13 protein-coding genes are annotated in these 15,944 nt (G+C 72.4%); 7 read left to right on the top strand and 6 right to left on the bottom strand.

What is annotated here, in order from left to right:
- The first annotated feature begins 16 nt into the window (after nt 1-16).
- From ACZ6H8_RS12715 to ACZ6H8_RS12685, 7 genes are all read left to right on the top strand, one after another.
- Nucleotides 17-1,183 (top strand): M24 family metallopeptidase, encoded by a 1,167-nt coding sequence (locus ACZ6H8_RS12715; RefSeq protein WP_464147216.1) that lies wholly within the window; start codon nt 17-19, stop codon nt 1,181-1,183.
- Nucleotides 1,180-2,355 (top strand): M20 family metallopeptidase, encoded by a 1,176-nt coding sequence (locus ACZ6H8_RS12710; protein WP_464147215.1) that lies wholly within the window; start codon nt 1,180-1,182, stop codon nt 2,353-2,355. The genes ACZ6H8_RS12715 and ACZ6H8_RS12710 overlap by 4 nt, the downstream gene beginning before the upstream one ends.
- Before the next feature lie 213 nt (nt 2,356-2,568).
- Nucleotides 2,569-3,816 (top strand): FAD-dependent oxidoreductase, encoded by a 1,248-nt coding sequence (locus tag ACZ6H8_RS12705; protein ID WP_464147214.1) that lies wholly within the window; start codon nt 2,569-2,571, stop codon nt 3,814-3,816.
- 135 nt (nt 3,817-3,951) lie between these two features.
- A complete protein-coding gene (locus tag ACZ6H8_RS12700; protein ID WP_464147300.1) occupies nt 3,952-5,313 on the top strand; it encodes an MFS transporter in 1,362 nt (453 codons plus the stop codon).
- An 84-nt stretch (nt 5,314-5,397) separates the two neighbouring features.
- Entirely contained in the window at nt 5,398-6,621 is a 1,224-nt protein-coding gene (locus ACZ6H8_RS12695) for an SLC13 family permease (RefSeq protein ID WP_464147212.1), read from the top strand.
- 53 nt (nt 6,622-6,674) lie between these two features.
- On the top strand, nt 6,675-7,463 hold the full coding sequence (locus ACZ6H8_RS12690; protein WP_464147211.1) for a DUF1684 domain-containing protein: 789 nt from the start codon (nt 6,675-6,677) through the stop codon (nt 7,461-7,463).
- Between the two features lie 294 nt (nt 7,464-7,757).
- Nucleotides 7,758-8,231 (top strand): DUF3145 domain-containing protein, encoded by a 474-nt coding sequence (locus ACZ6H8_RS12685; protein ID WP_464147210.1) that lies wholly within the window; start codon nt 7,758-7,760, stop codon nt 8,229-8,231.
- A gap of 134 nt (nt 8,232-8,365) precedes the next feature.
- On the opposite strand, the gene ACZ6H8_RS12680 is transcribed toward ACZ6H8_RS12685, so the two are convergent.
- The 6 genes from ACZ6H8_RS12680 to aceE all read right to left on the bottom strand — a co-directional run bounded on the left by ACZ6H8_RS12680 (nt 8,366) and on the right by aceE (nt 15,841).
- Nucleotides 8,366-9,601, bottom strand: a complete 1,236-nt coding sequence (locus ACZ6H8_RS12680; RefSeq protein WP_464147209.1) for a beta-ketoacyl-[acyl-carrier-protein] synthase family protein — start codon at nt 9,599-9,601, stop codon at nt 8,366-8,368.
- Between the two features lie 81 nt (nt 9,602-9,682).
- A complete protein-coding gene (locus ACZ6H8_RS12675) occupies nt 9,683-9,931 on the bottom strand; it encodes an acyl carrier protein (RefSeq protein WP_092501620.1) in 249 nt (82 codons plus the stop codon).
- Nucleotides 9,932-9,965: 34 nt separating this feature from the next.
- Nucleotides 9,966-10,961 (bottom strand): beta-ketoacyl-ACP synthase III, encoded by a 996-nt coding sequence (locus ACZ6H8_RS12670; RefSeq protein WP_464147207.1) that lies wholly within the window; start codon nt 10,959-10,961, stop codon nt 9,966-9,968.
- Nucleotides 10,958-11,878, bottom strand: a complete 921-nt coding sequence (locus ACZ6H8_RS12665) for an ACP S-malonyltransferase (protein WP_464147206.1) — start codon at nt 11,876-11,878, stop codon at nt 10,958-10,960. Before ACZ6H8_RS12665 ends, ACZ6H8_RS12670 begins: the two co-directional genes overlap by 4 nt.
- 75 nt (nt 11,879-11,953) lie before the next feature.
- Nucleotides 11,954-13,114 (bottom strand): PucR family transcriptional regulator, encoded by a 1,161-nt coding sequence (locus tag ACZ6H8_RS12660; RefSeq protein ID WP_464147204.1) that lies wholly within the window; start codon nt 13,112-13,114, stop codon nt 11,954-11,956.
- A gap of 6 nt (nt 13,115-13,120) precedes the next feature.
- Complete coding sequence (gene aceE / locus ACZ6H8_RS12655; RefSeq protein ID WP_464147203.1) at nt 13,121-15,841, bottom strand: pyruvate dehydrogenase (acetyl-transferring), homodimeric type; 2,721 nt, start codon at nt 15,839-15,841, stop codon at nt 13,121-13,123.
- Between the last annotated feature and the right edge of the window lie 103 nt (nt 15,842-15,944).

The following is a 15,944-nucleotide window of genomic DNA, read 5'->3' as shown; positions in this document are numbered from 1 at the left end:
GACCGATGGGAGCCGCATGCCGTTCGCCGCCGAGGAGCTCGCAGCCCGACTCGACGCCGTGCGGGCGCGCATGGCGGCCGCAGACCTCGACGCCCTCGTCGTGGTCGACCCCGCGAACATCCACTACCTCACCGGCTATGACGCGTGGTCGTTCTACATGCCGCAGCTGCTGCTCGTCACCCACGACGAGGATCCCGTGCTCGCGCTGCGGTCGATGGACGCGCATGGCGCGCACCGCACGGCGCAGCTGCCCGCCTCCCGCATCCTCGGCTACCCGGAGTCGTGGGTGCATCAGCGCGACCGCCACCCGTTCGCGTGGATCGTGGAGGCGCTGCGGGAGCGCGGCCTCGTGCGCGCAGGCCGCGTCGGGTACGAGGCGGAGGCGCACTTCCTCACGGTGCGCTCGTTCGCGACGCTGCAGGAGGCGGCGCCCGAGTGGACCCTCGTCGACGCGGAGGAGCTCGTGAACTGGGTGCGGCTCGTGAAGAGCGCAGCCGAGCTCGACCTCCTGCGGGCGGCTGGTCGCGTGTGCACCGCGGCGATGCTCGCGGGCTTCGAGGCGATCCGGCCGGGCATGGGGCAGCACGAGCTCGCAGCCGTCGTCGCGCATGCGCAGGCCATGGGCGTCGACGGCGTCGCGGGCGACTACCCGGCGATCGTGCCGATGCTGCCGACGGGGGAGTCGGCCGACACGCCCCACATGACGTACTCGGGTCGCGTGCTCGAGGCGGGAGAGGCGGTGTCGTTCGAGATCGCGGGCGTCGCGTCCCGGTACCACGCGCCCCTCGCCCGCACCGTGTCGCTCGGCGCGCCGAGCCGCGAGCTCGCCACCCTCGCCGACGTGACGGCGACGGGCCTCGAGCTCGTGCTGGGCGGCATGCGACCCGGTGCGACGCTCGCCGAGGTGCACGCGCTGTGGCAGGCGCACCTCGCTCGCGCCGGCTACGAGAAGGCGTCGCGGCTGGGCTACTCGATCGGCATCGGCTACCCGCCCGACTGGGGCGAGCGCACGGTGTCGGTGCGCGGCGACGACCACACGGTGCTCGCGCCCGGCATGGCGCTGCACGTCATCGCGGGCATGTGGATGACGGGGTACGGCTGCGAGCTGTCGGAGTCGGTCGTGCTGACCGAGACGGGCGTCGAGGTGCTCGCGACCGTGCCGCGCGAGCTGGTCGTGCGATGACCGTGCAGGGAGGAGCCGTCGCCGACGCCGCGGTCGCGCTCGTCGACGAGGCGACGATCGTCGCCGACGCGTCGAGCCTCATCCTCGCCGCGAGCGAGAACCCCGGCGGCACGGAGGCGCGGGCCGCCAGCGCGCTCGCGGCGATCGCGTCTCGGCTCGGAGGCCGCGTCGTCGTCGAGCAGGCAGCACCCGATCGACCCAACGTGTCGGTGCGCTTCGGCCCCGACGAGCCCGGCCTGCTGTTCCTCGGCCACAGCGACGTCGTGCCCGCAGGGCCCGGGTGGACGCACGACCCGTTCGCCCCGACCGTCGTCGACGGCACGCTCGTGGGCCGCGGGTCGACGGACATGAAGGGCGGTCTCGCGGCGGTGCTGCAGGCGATGGCGGCGGTGCACCGCATCCGCCCCGACGTGCCGCTCGAGCTGCTCGTCACCGCCGACGAGGAGGATCTCGCGATCGGCATGGCGGCTCACCTGCGCCATCCACCGCGCCCGTACCGGGCGTGCATCGTGGCCGAGCCGACCGACCTCGCGACCGTCGTCGCGTGCCGCGGCGCGTCGAACCACGAGATCGTCGTGCACGGTCGCGCTGCGCACGCGGGCAGGCCAGAGGACGGTGCGAGCGCCATCGCGGGCGCCGCGGCGGTCGTGGATGCGATCCTCGCGGACCATGCGAGGCTGCGCGCCGGTGCGGCAGGGCAGCTCGGGTCGGCGTCGTGGAGCGTCGGCCGCATCGACGGAGGCCACGCCACGTCGATCGTGCCCGACCGGTGCACGCTGCTGGCCGACCGCCGCCTCATGCCCGGCGAGGACGCCGCGACGGTGCTCGCCGCACTGCTCGACGACGTGCGACCACGCGTGGAGGCGCTCGGATGCACGGTCGAGGGGCGCACGCTCATGGCGATGCCGGGATTCCAGACGGATGCGGCGCACCCGCTCGCGGGCGCCGCCGTCGCGGCGCTCGCCGGCGAAGGCCATGCGAGCGCCGTCGAGGCGTGGACGGCCGCGTGCGAGGGCGGTTTCGTCGCCGAGCACCACGGGTGCCCGACGATCATCCTCGGGCCAGGCGACATCACGGGGCAGGCGCATCAGCCCGACGAGCACGTGCGCATCGCCGATCTGGGCACCGCGGCGCGCGCCTACGTGCGGCTCGCGCTCGCGCTCGCCGGCTGAGCCGGCCGCGGCTCGCCGCCTCCTCGGCCGGCCGGCCCACCACCCGCTCCGTGAGGTGCGAGCGGAGCGGCACCACCCGCTCCGTGAGGTGCGAGCGGAGCGGCACCACCCGCTCCGTGAGGTGCGAGCGGAGCGAGCCTCGAAGGGAGCGCGCCGCACCACCCGACGTGTCCACCCCCTCCGCCCGATCGCGCAGCCCCGTAGCGTCGGAGCATGAATCGTCACGACGTCGTCGTCATCGGTGCCGGGCTCGCCGGCCTCCGCGCCGCCTGCCGCCTCGCGAGCGCGGGCCTCGACGTCGTCGTGCTCGAGGCGGGCGACGCCGTCGGCGGCAGGCAGCGCACCGACGCGGTCGACGGGTTCCGGCTCGATCGCGGCTTCCACGTGCTGAACCCCGCGTATCCGGCGGTGCAGCGCTGGGTCGACGTCGACGCGCTCGACCTGCGTCCGTTCCCCGTGGGGGTGCGCGTGCGCCGCGACGCAGGGCTCGTCGAGCTCGCGCATCCGCTGCGGCATCCCTCGCGCATCGGTGCGACGCTCGGCAGCGGGCTGCTGCGCCCGGCAGAGCTCGCCGCCCTCGCAGCGTGGGCGGGCCCGACGCTCGTGCGCCCGCGCGCCGCGATCCACGGCTCCGACGCCTCGTTGCGCGCTGCATGGGATCGCCTCGGCGTGCGAGGGCCGCTGCGCCGCGAGGTGCTCGAGCCGTTCCTGGCGAGCGTCGTCGCAGACGGCGCCTTCGAGACCTCGGACGCGTTCGTGCGGCTTCTCGTGCGCATGTTCGTCCTCGGCCGGCCGGGGTTGCCTGCGCGCGGCATCCAGGCGCTGCCCGAGCAGCTCGCCGCGACCGCGCGCGACGCCGGCGCTGCGATCCGGCTCGACCACGAGGCCGAGCGCATCGCCGACGAGGGAGGGGGCGTGCGCGTCGACGTCGCAGGCGGCGACGCCGTGCACGCCTCGGCCGTCGTCGTCGCCGTCGACGCGGAGTCGGTCGGCGGGCTCACCGGCGAGCCGGCACCCGCCACGCGTGGGCTGCGCACGTGGTGGTTCGATGCGCCCGCGTCGCCGACGCGGTCGCGCATGCTGCACGTGGACGGCACGAGATCCGGGCCCGTGCTGCACACGACGGTCGTGTCGGGCACGGTGCCCGCCGCGGCGCCGCGCGGCCGGTTCCTCGTGGAGGCGACGGCGCTGCTCGAGCGCGACGCACCCTCCGAGGCCGACGTGCGTGCGCAGCTCGCGCGCATCTGGGGCGTCGACGTGGGCGCCTGGCGCCTGCTGCGTCGCGACGACGTGGTGCACGCGCTGCCGGCGCAGTCGCCGCCCTTGCGCACGACGTCGTCCGCACGCGTCGGCGAGCGCACCTACGTGGCGGGCGACCATCGCGACACGGCCTCGATCCAGGGTGCGCTCGTGTCGGGCGACCGCGTCGCGCGCGTCGTGCTCGGCGATCTCGGCGCCTGACGCTCGCCGACACTCCCGCGTGTCGGGCGTCGCGCCTATGCTGCGACCATGAGCGAGCCCACTTCGGGCGCGGACGCGCAGGCCGCCTCCGCCCAGCCTGCAGCAGCCTCGAATCCCGACGTGCCTGCAGACGGCATGCGCCGCTTCGGCCACGTGCTCGTCAACACGCTCGTCGCCAACGTCACGACGAGCTTCCTCTGGTTCGCGCTGACGTTCTGGGTGTACCTCGAGACCCGCTCGGTGCTCGCCACGGGTGTGATCGGCGGCGCGTACATGCTGCTCGTGGCGGTCTTCGCGATGCTGTTCGGCACGATCGTCGACCGGCATCGCAAGCACCGGGTCATGGTGCTCTCGAGCGTCGTCACGCTCGCGTCGTTCTCGGTCGCCGGCGTGCTCTACCTGCTGTTCCCCGAGTCGGTCCTGCTCGACATCGGCGGCCCGTGGTTCTGGCTCTTCTCCGGCATCATCCTGTTCGGCGCCGTCGTCGAGAACATGCGCAACATCGCGCTGTCGACCACGGTGACGCTGCTCGTGCCCGAGGAGCGCCGCGTCAACGCCAACGGCCTCGTCGGCACCGTGCAGGGCGTGGCGTTCATGGTCACGAGCGTGTTCTCGGGCCTCGCGATCGGCTTCCTCGGCATGGGCATCACGCTCGGCATCGCCGTGGTCGCGACCGGCGTCGCCCTCGCCCACCTCGTGGTCGTGCGCATCCCAGAGGCGATGCCCGAGTCCGATGGCGAGCGCCGGCCTGCGATCGACCTGCGCGGCGCGATCACGGCGGTGCGTGCCGCGCCCGGGCTCTTCGCGCTCATCGTGTTCTCGACGTTCAACAACCTCGTCGGCGGCGTCTACATGGCGCTCATGGATCCGTACGGGCTCGAGCTGTTCGACGTGCAGATCTGGGGCATCGTGCTGGGCGTCGCCTCGACGGGATTCATCGTCGGCGGCCTGGTGATCGCGAAGACGGGGCTCGGCCGCAACCCCATCCGCACCATGCTGCTCATCGTCGTCGGCATGGGCATCCTCGGCGCCCTCTTCACGATCCGCGAGTGGTGGCTGCTGTACGCCGTCGGCATCTGGGGGTGGATGGCGCTCGTGCCGGCCGTCGAGGCGGCGGAGCAGACCGTCATCCAGAAGGTCGTGCCGTTCACGCGGCAGGGCCGCGTCTTCGGGTTCGCGCAGGCGTTCGAGTCGGCCGCCGCACCCATCACGGCGTTCCTCATCGCCCCGATCGCGGAGTTCGCGATCATCCCCTACATGGACGGCGCGAGCGGGCAGGCGACGTTCGGCTGGCTGCTGGGCGACGGCTCGGCCAGAGGCATCGCGCTCGTGTTCCTCTTCGCCGGGTTCGCGACGGTGCTGCTCGGCGTCGGCGGATTCCTCACCCGCTCGTACCGGGTGCTCTCCGCGCAGTACGCGGGCCAGCGCGAGTCGGTGCCCGTCGCGGAGGCAGACGGCCTCGAGCCGGCAGCCGAGCAGGTCGACCCGCGGCGCTGACGCCCGCGCAGTCGCGACCGCGCCGTCGCGACCGCGCAGCCACGACCGCGCATCCGGCATGCGCGCGGGCGTACGATGCGTCTCGTGCGCGACGACGTCCAGCACGTCGGCTCGGCACGACAGCCCCTGCGACAGCGCCTGCACGACCTGCCGTGGATCGGCATCGCCGGCGCGGTGCTCGTGGTCGCGGGCGTCGCGCTGCTCGCGACGGGCGTGCTGCCGCTCGACGCCGCAGCCGAGATCGGCGAGCGCACCTGGCCCGTGCTGCTGTTCGTCGTCGCCGCGACCATCGTCGCCGAGCTCGCCGCCGTCGCCGGCGTGTTCCACGCGATCGCGGAGCGACTCGGCGTCGTCGGCCTCGGACGCGCCTGGGTCGTGTGGCTGCTCGTGCTCGCGCTCGCCGCCGTCGCGACGATCATGTTGTCGCTCGACACGACCGCGGTGCTGCTGACGCCCGTCGTGCTCCTGCTCGCACGGCACCTCAGGCTCGATCCGCTGCCGTTCGCGCTCACGACCGTGTGGATCGCGAACACCGGGTCGCTGCTGCTGCCGGTGTCGAACCTCACGAACCTCCTCGCGGAGCATCGGCTGGGACTCGGGCCGGCGTCGTTCGCCGCGCTCATGGCCCCCGCGGCCGTCGTCGGCATCGTCGTGCCCGCCGTGGTGGTCGCCGTCGCGTACCGCCGCAGCCTCGCGGCACGCTTCGATCGGCAGCCGGTGCAGCCGGAGCCCGACCGCGTGCTCACGGTCGGCGCGGGCATCGTGCTCGCCGCGCTCGTGCCCGCGCTCGTCAGCGGCATCGAGGTGTGGATCCCCGCATGCATCGCGGCCGCGCTGCTGCTCGCGCTCGTCGCCGTGCGTCGCCGCGGCGCCCTGAGCCTCGCGCTCGTGCCGTGGCAGATCGTGCTGCTCGCGGTCGGCCTGTTCCTCGTCGTCGAGACGCTGCACGCGCGCGGTCTCGCGACGCTGCTCGAGCCGCTGGTGGGCTCGGGCGACGGGCTCGGCGACCTGCTGCGGCTCGCGGGCTCGGGTGCGCTGCTGGCCAACGGCGTCGACAACCTGCCCGCGTACCTCGCGCTCGAGCCGCTCGCGACGGATCCGCTGCGCATGGCCGCGCTGCTGGTCGGCGTCAACGCGGGCGCGCTCGTGACGCCGTGGGCGTCGCTCGCGATCCTGCTGTGGCACGACCGGCTCACGGCCATGGGCGTGCGGCTGCCGTGGGGGCGCTACATGCTGCTCAGCCTCGTCGTCGCACCGGTCACGGTGGGCCTCGGCGTCGTCGCGCTGTGGCTCGCGCACGCCGGTTGAGCACGCCAGTGCATGTGCCACGTCGGCGTTCGGCCGACGCCTAGGCTGGTCGCATGAGCTCCGAGCAGGACCACGCAGCCTTCCGCCGTCGGCGTGAGCAGAGCGTGCAGGCGGCGCAGGGGGCGCTCGCGCTCGTGCGCACCGCGTGGATCGACCAGCCGACGACGATCGACGGCGTGCCGGGCACGTGGGCGCCGACGCCCGCGGGCGATGGCATCGCCCTCACCGCGTCCGTCGACGACGACGTGACGGTCGACGGCCGCATCGTCGACGGCACGGTCGTGGTGCACCCGCACGACGGCATCACGCCGAGCCGCGTGCGGTTCGACGACACGCGCTCGGCGTTCGTGCTCACCCGCGCGGAGGGCATGGGCGTGCGCATCTGGGATGCGGAGTCCGACGCCATCGCCCGCTTCGAGGGGTTCGAGGCGTACCCGTTCGACGCGTCGTGGGTGCTCGAGGGCACGTTCGAGCCCGCGGAGACCGGCATCGAGGCGACGGTGGGTCGCAGCCAGGGCGGCGAGCGCGTCGAGCGCATGGCGGGCACGGTGCGCCTGCACCACGACGGGCACGACGTCGACCTGCTGGCCCTGCCGGACGGCGATGCGCTGCAGATCGTGTTCGCGGATGCGACGACGGGCGACGAGACGTACGGTGTCGGCCGCTTCCTGTTCGTGCGCCCGCGCCGTGACGGCACGGTCGAGCTCGACCTCAACCGCGCCGTCGTGCCGCCGTGCGCGATGAGCGACCAGTTCGACTGCCCGCTGCCGCCCGCGCAGAACCGACTCCCGTTCCCGGTGCGTGCCGGCGAGCGACGTCCGCTGCTGCGCGACTCGGTCTGACGCCACCCCCGGGCGAGCGCGCCCGCCCGCGCGCTGCGCCCACGTCACGCCATCCATGATGTTGCGTCTTGCAGGCGCTCGCAGGGGTTCGAGGGGTATCTTCCCTCGAACCCCTGCGATCGCCTGCGAAACGCACCCGAGGAAGGGTCGCGATCCACTGGGGCCGTGCGTCACAGGGTTGTGATTCGCGGGGTCGCTGGCGCATACTGACACTCGACACGTTCGGTCGGAGGGGAAGCCGCATCGAACGGAGGTCGACAGATGAATGCGCTGCTTGCAGACGCTGCCCGTGGCATGGTGTTCATCCATGCTGCGCCGAAGGCGCTGTGCCCCCACATCGAGTGGGCGATCGGGCGCGCCCTCGGCGACCCCGCGCCCATCCGGTGGGAGGACCAGCCCGTGCTGCCAGGCGCGCGTCGCGCCGAGGTGCCGTGGGAGGGCCGAGAGGGCTCGGGCGCCGCGATCGCCAGCGCCCTGCGCGGCTGGCCCGACGTGCGCTTCGAGGTCACCGAGGAGGGCGGCGTCGAGGGGTCGCGCTGGATGCACACGCCGAGCCTCGGCATGACCCGCACGACGGTCGACGCGCTCGGCACCGTGCTCGTCTCCGAGCACCGCGTGCGTGCGGCGATGGAGCTCGCCGGCCGCGACCTCGAGGCGCTGCACCGAGAGCTGCGCTGCGCGCTCGGCACCGACTGGGACGACGAGCTCGAGGCGTTCCGCCACGCGAGCGACGCGAGCCCGGTCATCTGGCTGCACAAGGCCGGCTGACGCGCCGCGGCCATGGCCCGCTGCTCATGACCGACGCACGGCTCGAGCAGCGTCCGTCGAGGGCTCCGCCGACGACCATGGTTCGCAGAGTCACCGAAGGCCCCGCCGAATACGGCGGGGCCTTCGCGCGTGGCTCAGACGCTGCGGAACGCGGCGACGGCGTTGTGGCCGCCGAACCCGAACGAGTTCGAGATCGCCAGCTGCGGTCCGTCGCCCAGCGGCACCGCCTGCGACGAGATCGACAGCGGCGCCTCCGGGTCCTGCTCGACGACGTTGATCGTCGGGGGAGCGAGGCGGTGGTGCAGCGCGTACACCGTGAATGCGGCCTCGAGGGCACCGGTGCCGCCGAGCAGGTGCCCGTGCGCGCCCTTCGTGGCCGACACGGGGATCTCGAGCGCCCGCTCGCCGAACACGCGCTGCAGGGCGCGCACCTCGGCGACGTCTCCGACGGGCGTCGACGTGGCGTGGGCGTTGATGTGCGTGACCTCGTCGACCGTCGCACCCGCCTGCGCGAGCGCGGCGTGCACGGCACGGCTGGCGCCGAGCCCCTCCGGCTCGGGAGCGGTGATGTGGTACGAGTCGGCGGTGACGCCCGCGCCCGCGAGCTCCGCGTAGATGCGGGCGCCGCGCGCGAGCGCATGCTCCTCGGTCTCGAGCACGAGCGCCGCGCCACCCTCGCCCATGACGAAGCCGTCGCGCGACACGTCGTAGGGGCGCGAGGCGTGGGCAGGGTCGTCGTTGCGGCGCGACAGCGCCTGCATCGACGCGAACGACGCGATGGTGATGGGGTGGATGGCCGACTCCGAGCCGCCTGCGATGACGACGTCGGCGTGGCCCGCCTGCAGGTGCTCGTACGCCATCGCGATCGACTCGGTGCTCGACGCGCACGCGGAGGCGACGGTGCGTGCGAACGCACGCGCGTCGAAGTGCATCGACACGGCGGCGGAGGGCGCGTTGGGCATCAGCATCGGGACGGTCATGGGCAGGACCCGGCGCGGGCCCTTCTCGCGCAGCGTGTCCCACGCGTCCAGCAGCGTCCACACGCCGCCGATGCCCGTGGCCCAGTCGACCCCGAGGCGCTCGGGTGCGACGTCGGGGCTGCCTGCGTCCTCCCAGGCCTCCTTGGCGGCGACGAGCGCGAGCTGGCTCGAGGGGTCGAGGCGCTTCGCGACGGGTCGCTCGAGCACGGTGTCGGGGCGCACGGCCGCCTCGGCGGCGAACGTCACGGGCAGCTCGAGCTCGGCGACCCAGGGGTGCTCGAGGGATCGGGCTCCGGACGCGCCGGCCAGCAGCTGCTGCCAGGTCTCGGGGGCGGTCCCGGCGAGCGGCGTCGTTGCGCCGATGCCGGTGACGACGATCTTCTTCGTCATGCAGGGGCTCTCTCGTTCGTGGGGCGCGTCATCGCGCCCTGCATGGCTGTGGGGCGGCCTCGCGGCCGCCCCACGCGATGCTCAGGACTGGGCGTTCGTGATGAACGTGACCGCGTCGCCGACCGTCTTGAGGTTCTTGACCTCGTCGTCGGGGATCTTCACGTCGAACTTCTCCTCGGCGTTGACGACGATCGTCATCATCGAGATGGAGTCGATGTCCAGGTCGTCCGTGAACGACTTCTCGAGCTGGACGTTCTCGACCGAGATGCCGGTCTCGTCGTTCACGAGCTCTGCGAGCCCGGCGAGGACCTCATCGTTGGTCAGTGCCATCGTTCTCTCCTTCAGTTCGGTAGCGGCTATGAGCCTATGGCAGGACGACGACCTGCGCCCCGTAGACCAGGCCGGCTCCGAAGCCGATCTGGAGGGCGAGGCCGCCGGAGAGCTCGGGGTGCTCCTCGAGCAGTCGGTGGGTGGCGAGCGGGATGGAGGCGGCGGACGTGTTGCCCATCGTCTCGATGTCGCGCGCGATCGCCACGGTGTCCGGCAGCTGCAGCTGCTTCGCGAACTCGTCGACGATGCGCATGTTCGCCTGATGCGGGATGAACGCGGCGAGGTCGGCAGGCGTCACGCCAGCCTCGTCGAGGGCGCGCTTGGCGACCTTCGCCATCTCCCAGACGGCCCAGCGGAAGACCGACTGGCCGTCCTGTCGCAGCGTGGGTCGCACGCCGGACGCGATGGCCTCGTCGTACGACGAGGTCATGCGGATCGTGTCCCACTTCGAGCCGTCGGATCCCCAGACGCTCTTCGAGATCCCGGGCGTGTCGCTCGGGCCGATGACGACGGCGCCAGCGCCGTCGCCCAGCAGGAACGAGATCGAGCGGTCGGTGGGGTCGATGAGATCGCTCATGCGCTCGGCGCCGATGACGAGCACGTGCTCGGTCGTGCCGGACCGCACGAGCGCGTCGGCCTGCGCGATGCCGTAGGCGTAGCCGGCGCACGCGGCGGAGATGTCGTACGCCGCTGCAGGCGTCGCGCCGATGCGCTCGGCGAGCAGCGATGCGAGCGACGGGGTCGCGACGTGGTGCGAGACGGTCGAGATGATGACGGCACCGATCTGCGATGCGTCGAGGCCGGACTTGCCGATGGCCTCCTCGGCGGCGGCCTGCGCGAGGTCCAGCAGCGTCACGTCGGGCGAGGCGCGCTTGCGCGAGATGATGCCGGTGCGCTGGCGGATCCACTCGTCGGACGAGTCGATGGGCCCCACGAGGTCGTCGTTCACGACGTCGAGGTCGCCGCGCGCGGCCCCGATCGAGAGGATGCGGGATCCGGCGCGGATCTCGGGGATGCGGAGGGTGGTCATGCGGTCTCCAGCAGTTCGATGGCGGCGGGAAGGTCGGCGGGCGTCTTCACGGCCACCGCGGGCACGCCCTTGAGGCCGCGCTTGGCGAGGCCGACGAGCGCCCCGGCGGGCGCGAGCTCGATGATGCCCGTGACGCCGGCGGCGAGGAAGGCGTCCATGCACGCATCCCAGCGCACCGGGTTCGCGACCTGCCCGACGATGAGGTCGAGGTAGTGACGGCCGCCGACGACCTCGGTGCCGTCGGCGTTCGTCCACAGCCGCAGGCTCGGCACGGCCGCTGCCGTGTCGGCTGCCTTGGCGCGCAGGCGCTCCACGGCGGGGGCCATGTACGACGTGTGGAACGCGCCCGCAGTCTTGAGGGGCATGATGCGCGCGCCGGCGGGCGGATCGGCCTTGAGCGCCTCGATGCCCTCCAGGGGCCCCGCGACGACGACCTGGCCGCCGCCGTTGTAGTTGGCGGGGGAGAGCCCCGTCTCGGCCAGCCTCGCCGCCAGCGCATCGGCGTCGCCGCCGAGCACCGCGGCCATGCCGGTCGCGACCTCCGCGGCAGCCTCCGCCATCGCACGGCCGCGCTCGCCGACGAGCGCCATCGCATCGAGCGGCGTGAGCACGCCTGCGCCGACCGCGGCGGTGATCTCGCCGACGGAGTGGCCCGCGATGCCGCCGACCGCCTCGCGGCGCCCGACCTCGCCGAGCAGCGCATCGAGGGTGAGGATGCCCGCGGCGACGATGAGCGGCTGCGCGACCTGCGTGTCCTTGATGGTCTCGGCATCCGACTCGGTGCCGTGCAGCACGAGGTCGACGCCTGCCGCGGCACCCAGCTGCTCGAGCCGGGTACGGGCGGCGGGTTCCTCGATCCACGGGGAGAGGAAGCCGGGGGCCTGTGAGCCTTGTCCTGGAGCCACGACGACGATCACGGAGTCAACCCTTGCACAGTGGGCGTGATGCCGCAGGCATGCCGCGGGGCATGCGCGCAGCGGGAGGGATGCCGGTCATCGACGCGGCTCGCCGCCCTGGATGGCGCCGAGGATGAGCGCGGCGTGCAGCATGAACGACTCGCGCGCGCCCGTCGCATCCCAGCCGATGAGCTCGGAGATGCGCTTGAGGCGGTAGCGGACGGTGTTGGGGTGCACGAACAGCTCGCGCGCCGTCGCCTCGAGCGAGCGCCCGTTGTCGAGGTACGCCCACAGCGTCGTGAGCAGGTCGCTCGAGTGGTCCTGGAGCGGCCGGTGGATGGTGCGCACGAGCTGCTGCCTGGCGATGGGGTCGCCGGCGAGGGCACGCTCCGGCAGCAGGTCCTCTGCGCGCGCCGGCCGCGGCGCGTTGCGCCACGCCTTCGCGACGGCGAAGCCGGCGAGGGCCGTCTTCGCCGAGCGCGACGCCTCGACGACGCTCGCGACCGGATCGCCCAGCACGAGGTGGCCTGCGCCGAACGAGGGCTCGAGCGCGGCGGCGATGTCGAGGAACGCGTGCGTCGACTCGTCGTCGGTGAGGACGCGGCCGATGACCACGACGAGCCTCGCGCCCTGCACGCCCACGAGCACGTCGGCGTCGTGATGCCTCGCGACGCGTCTGATGACGTCGACGTCGACCTGCGGTGGCGCGACGCCCACGAGCACGGCGCAGTCGCCATGCCCGGCCCAGCCGAGGGCTGCCGAGCGCGACGGCAGCTCCTCGTCGTACTCGCCCGTGAGGATCGAGTCGACGACGAGCGCCTCGAGTCGCGCATCCCACAGCCCCCGCGACTCCGCGGCTCGCGCGTACACGTCGGCCGCTGCGAATGCGATGTCACGGGAGTACAGCAGGATCGGCTCGCGCATCGTGACGTCCTCGCCGGCGATGCGGCGCTCGTACACCGACACGACGACGCGGATGAGCTGCAGCGTCTGCTGCAGGCTCACCGAGCGCAGCAGCTCGCGCGGCGCCGCACCGAACACGTCGGCCGCGATCCACGGCTGCGCGTCAGGATCCTCGTACCACTCGATGAACGACGTGATGCCCGACTGCGCGACGGAGCCGACCGCGCTGCGCCGCGACGGCGGCATCGTGCTGTACCACGGGAGGGTGTCGTCGAGCTCCTTGAGGACCTGCGACGACAGATCTCCCGCGATGCGGCGCAGCCAGGCGAGCTGCTGCGCCTTCGTGCGATCCAACGCGGGCTACGACTCGCCGCCGGCCGTGCCGGACGTGCCGGCGTTCACGTCGTGCAGCGCGTACTTGTCGATCGCCTGCTGCACGGTGCCCAGCGGCACCTTGCCCTGCCGTGCGAGCGCCTCGAGGGCGCGCACCACGACGGAGTGGCTGTCGATGTGGAAGTAGCGGCGTGCGGCCGCGCGCGTGTCCGAGAAGCCGAAGTCGTCGGCGCCGAGCGTCAGGTAGTCGCCGGGCACCCACTGGCGGATCTGGTCGGAGACGGCGTGCATGTGGTCGCTCGTCGCGATGAACGGACCCTCGGCCTCAGACAGTCGCGCCGTGACGAACGGCACGCGCGCATCCTCCTGCGGGTGCAGGAAGTTGTGCTCGTCGGCGGCGAGCGCATCGCGACGCAGCTCGGTCCACGACGTCACCGACCACACGTCGGCGCCCACGCCCCAATCGTCGGCGAGCAGCTGCTGCGCCTCGACGACCCACGGCAGGCCCACGCCCGATGCGAGCAGCTGCACGCGCAGCTCCTGGTCGCCGCCGGTCGACACCTTGTGGATGCCACGCACGATGCCCTCGACGTCGACGCCCTCGGGCTCGGCCGGCTGCACGTACGGCTCGTTGTACACCGTGAGGTAGTACATGACGTTCTCGGGGCTCGAGCCGTACATGCGCTCGATGCCCGACTGCACGATGTGCGCGATCTCGTAGCCGTACGCCGGGTCGTACGAGACCATCGCCGGGTTCGTCGACGCGAGCAGGTGCGAGTGGCCGTCGGCGTGCTGCAGGCCCTCGCCCGTCAGCGTCGTGCGGCCCGCGGTGGCACCGATGATGAAGCCGCGCGCCATCTGGTCGCCCGCAGCCCACAGGGCGTCGCCCGTGCGCTGGAACCCGAACATCGAGTAGAAGACGTAGATCGGGATGAGCGGCTCGCCGTGCGTCGAGTACGACGTGCCCGCGGCGGTGAACGCCGCCATCGCGCCGGCCTCGTTGATGCCGACGTGCACGATCTGCCCGTCGGGCGCCTCGCGGTACTTCAGCAGCAGGTCGCGGTCGACCGACGTGTAGTTCTGACCGTGCGGGTTGTAGATCTTCGCAGACGGGAAGAACGCGTCGATGCCGAACGTGCGCGCCTCGTCGGGGATGATCGGCACGATGCGGTTGCCGAAGCCGTCGACGCGCAGCAGGTCCTTCAGCAGGCGGACGAACGCCATCGTCGTGGCGACCTCCTGCTTGCCGGAGCCCTTCTTCGGCAGCCGGTAGGTGTCGTCGCTGGGCAGCGGGATCGTCGTCGCGGTCGTGCGACGCTCGGGCAGGTACCCGCCGAGGGCCTTGCGGCGCTCGTGCATGTACTGGATCTCGTCGGAGTCCTCGCCGGGGTGGAAGTACGGCGGCAGGTACGGGTCGTCCTCGAGCTGCTTGTCGGAGATCGGCAGCTGCAGCTGGTCGCGGAAGCCCTTGAGGTCCTCGAGCGTCATCTTCTTCATCTGGTGGGTCGCGTTGCGGCCCTCGAAGGTCTTGCCGAGCTGGTAGCCCTTGATCGTCTTCGCGAGGATGACGGTCGGCTGGCCCGTGTGCTCGACGGCTGCCTTGTAGGCGGCGTAGACCTTGCGGTAGTCGTGGCCGCCGCGCTTGAGGTTCCAGATGTCGTCGTCGGACATGTCCTTCACGAGCTCGAGCGCCTGGGGGCTGCGCCCGAAGAAGTGCTCGCGCACGAAGGCGCCGTCCTCGGTCTTGTACGTCTGGTAGTCGCCGTCGGGCGTGACGTTCATGAGGTCGCGCAGCGCGCCGTCGTCGTCGCGGTCGAGCAGGTCGTCCCACTCGCGACCCCACACGACCTTGATGACGTTCCAGCCGGCGCCGCGGAAGAACGACTCGAGCTCCTGGATGACCTTGCCGTTGCCGCGCACGGGGCCGTCGAGGCGCTGCAGGTTGCAGTTGACGACGAACGTGAGGTTGTCGAGGCCGTCGTTGGCGGCGAGCTGCAGCGCGCCGCGCGACTCGACCTCGTCCATCTCGCCGTCGCCGAGGAACGCCCACACGCGGCTGTCGGAGCGGTCGAGGATGCCGCGGTTCGTGAGGTACTTGTTGGCCTGCGCCTGGTAGATCGCGTTGATGGGGCCGAGACCCATCGAGACGGTCGGGAACTGCCAGAACTCCGGCATGAGGCGCGGGTGCGGGTATGACGAGAGGCCGCCGCCCGCGTGCGACTTCTCCTGACGGAACCCGTCGAGCTGGTCGGTCGTGAGCCGACCCTCGAGGTAGGCGCGGGCGTACATGCCGGGGGAGGCGTGGCCCTGGTAGAAGATCTGGTCGCCGCCGGACTCGTGGTCCTGGCCGCGGAAGAAGTGGTTGTGGCCGACCTCGTACAGCGACGCGCTCGAGGCGTACGTCGAGATGTGGCCGCCGACGGCGATGCCGGGGCGCTGCGCACGGTGCACCGTCATGGCGGCGTTCCAGCGGATCCAGCGGCGGTAGCGCCGCTCGACGGCCTCGTCGCCGGGGAACTCCGGCTCGTCGTCGGCCGCGATCGTGTTGATGTAGTCGGTCGTCGGCACCATCGGCACGCCGAGGTGCAGGTCCTTCGACTTCTTCAGGAGGCTGAGCATGATCTCTCGCGCGCGCTCGTGGCCGTGGGCCTCGACGAGCTGGGTGAGCGACTCCTGCCACTCCGCGGTCTCCTCGGGATCCCGGTCCATCGTGTGCACCGAGTAGGGATCCTGGTCGTTCACCGGCACTGCTGACTCCTGCATCGCTCGTGGACTGCGTCGTCGTGCGACCGGGTTCGCCGGAACCGCAGACCCGACCACTCTAGTCGTCGCCCGGATGCCGCCTGCGGGG

Source organism: Agrococcus sp. AC640b (genome assembly GCF_979255995.1).
The sequence above is the reverse complement of the archived record's forward strand: the minus strand, read 5'-3'. Positions and strand labels throughout refer to the sequence as shown.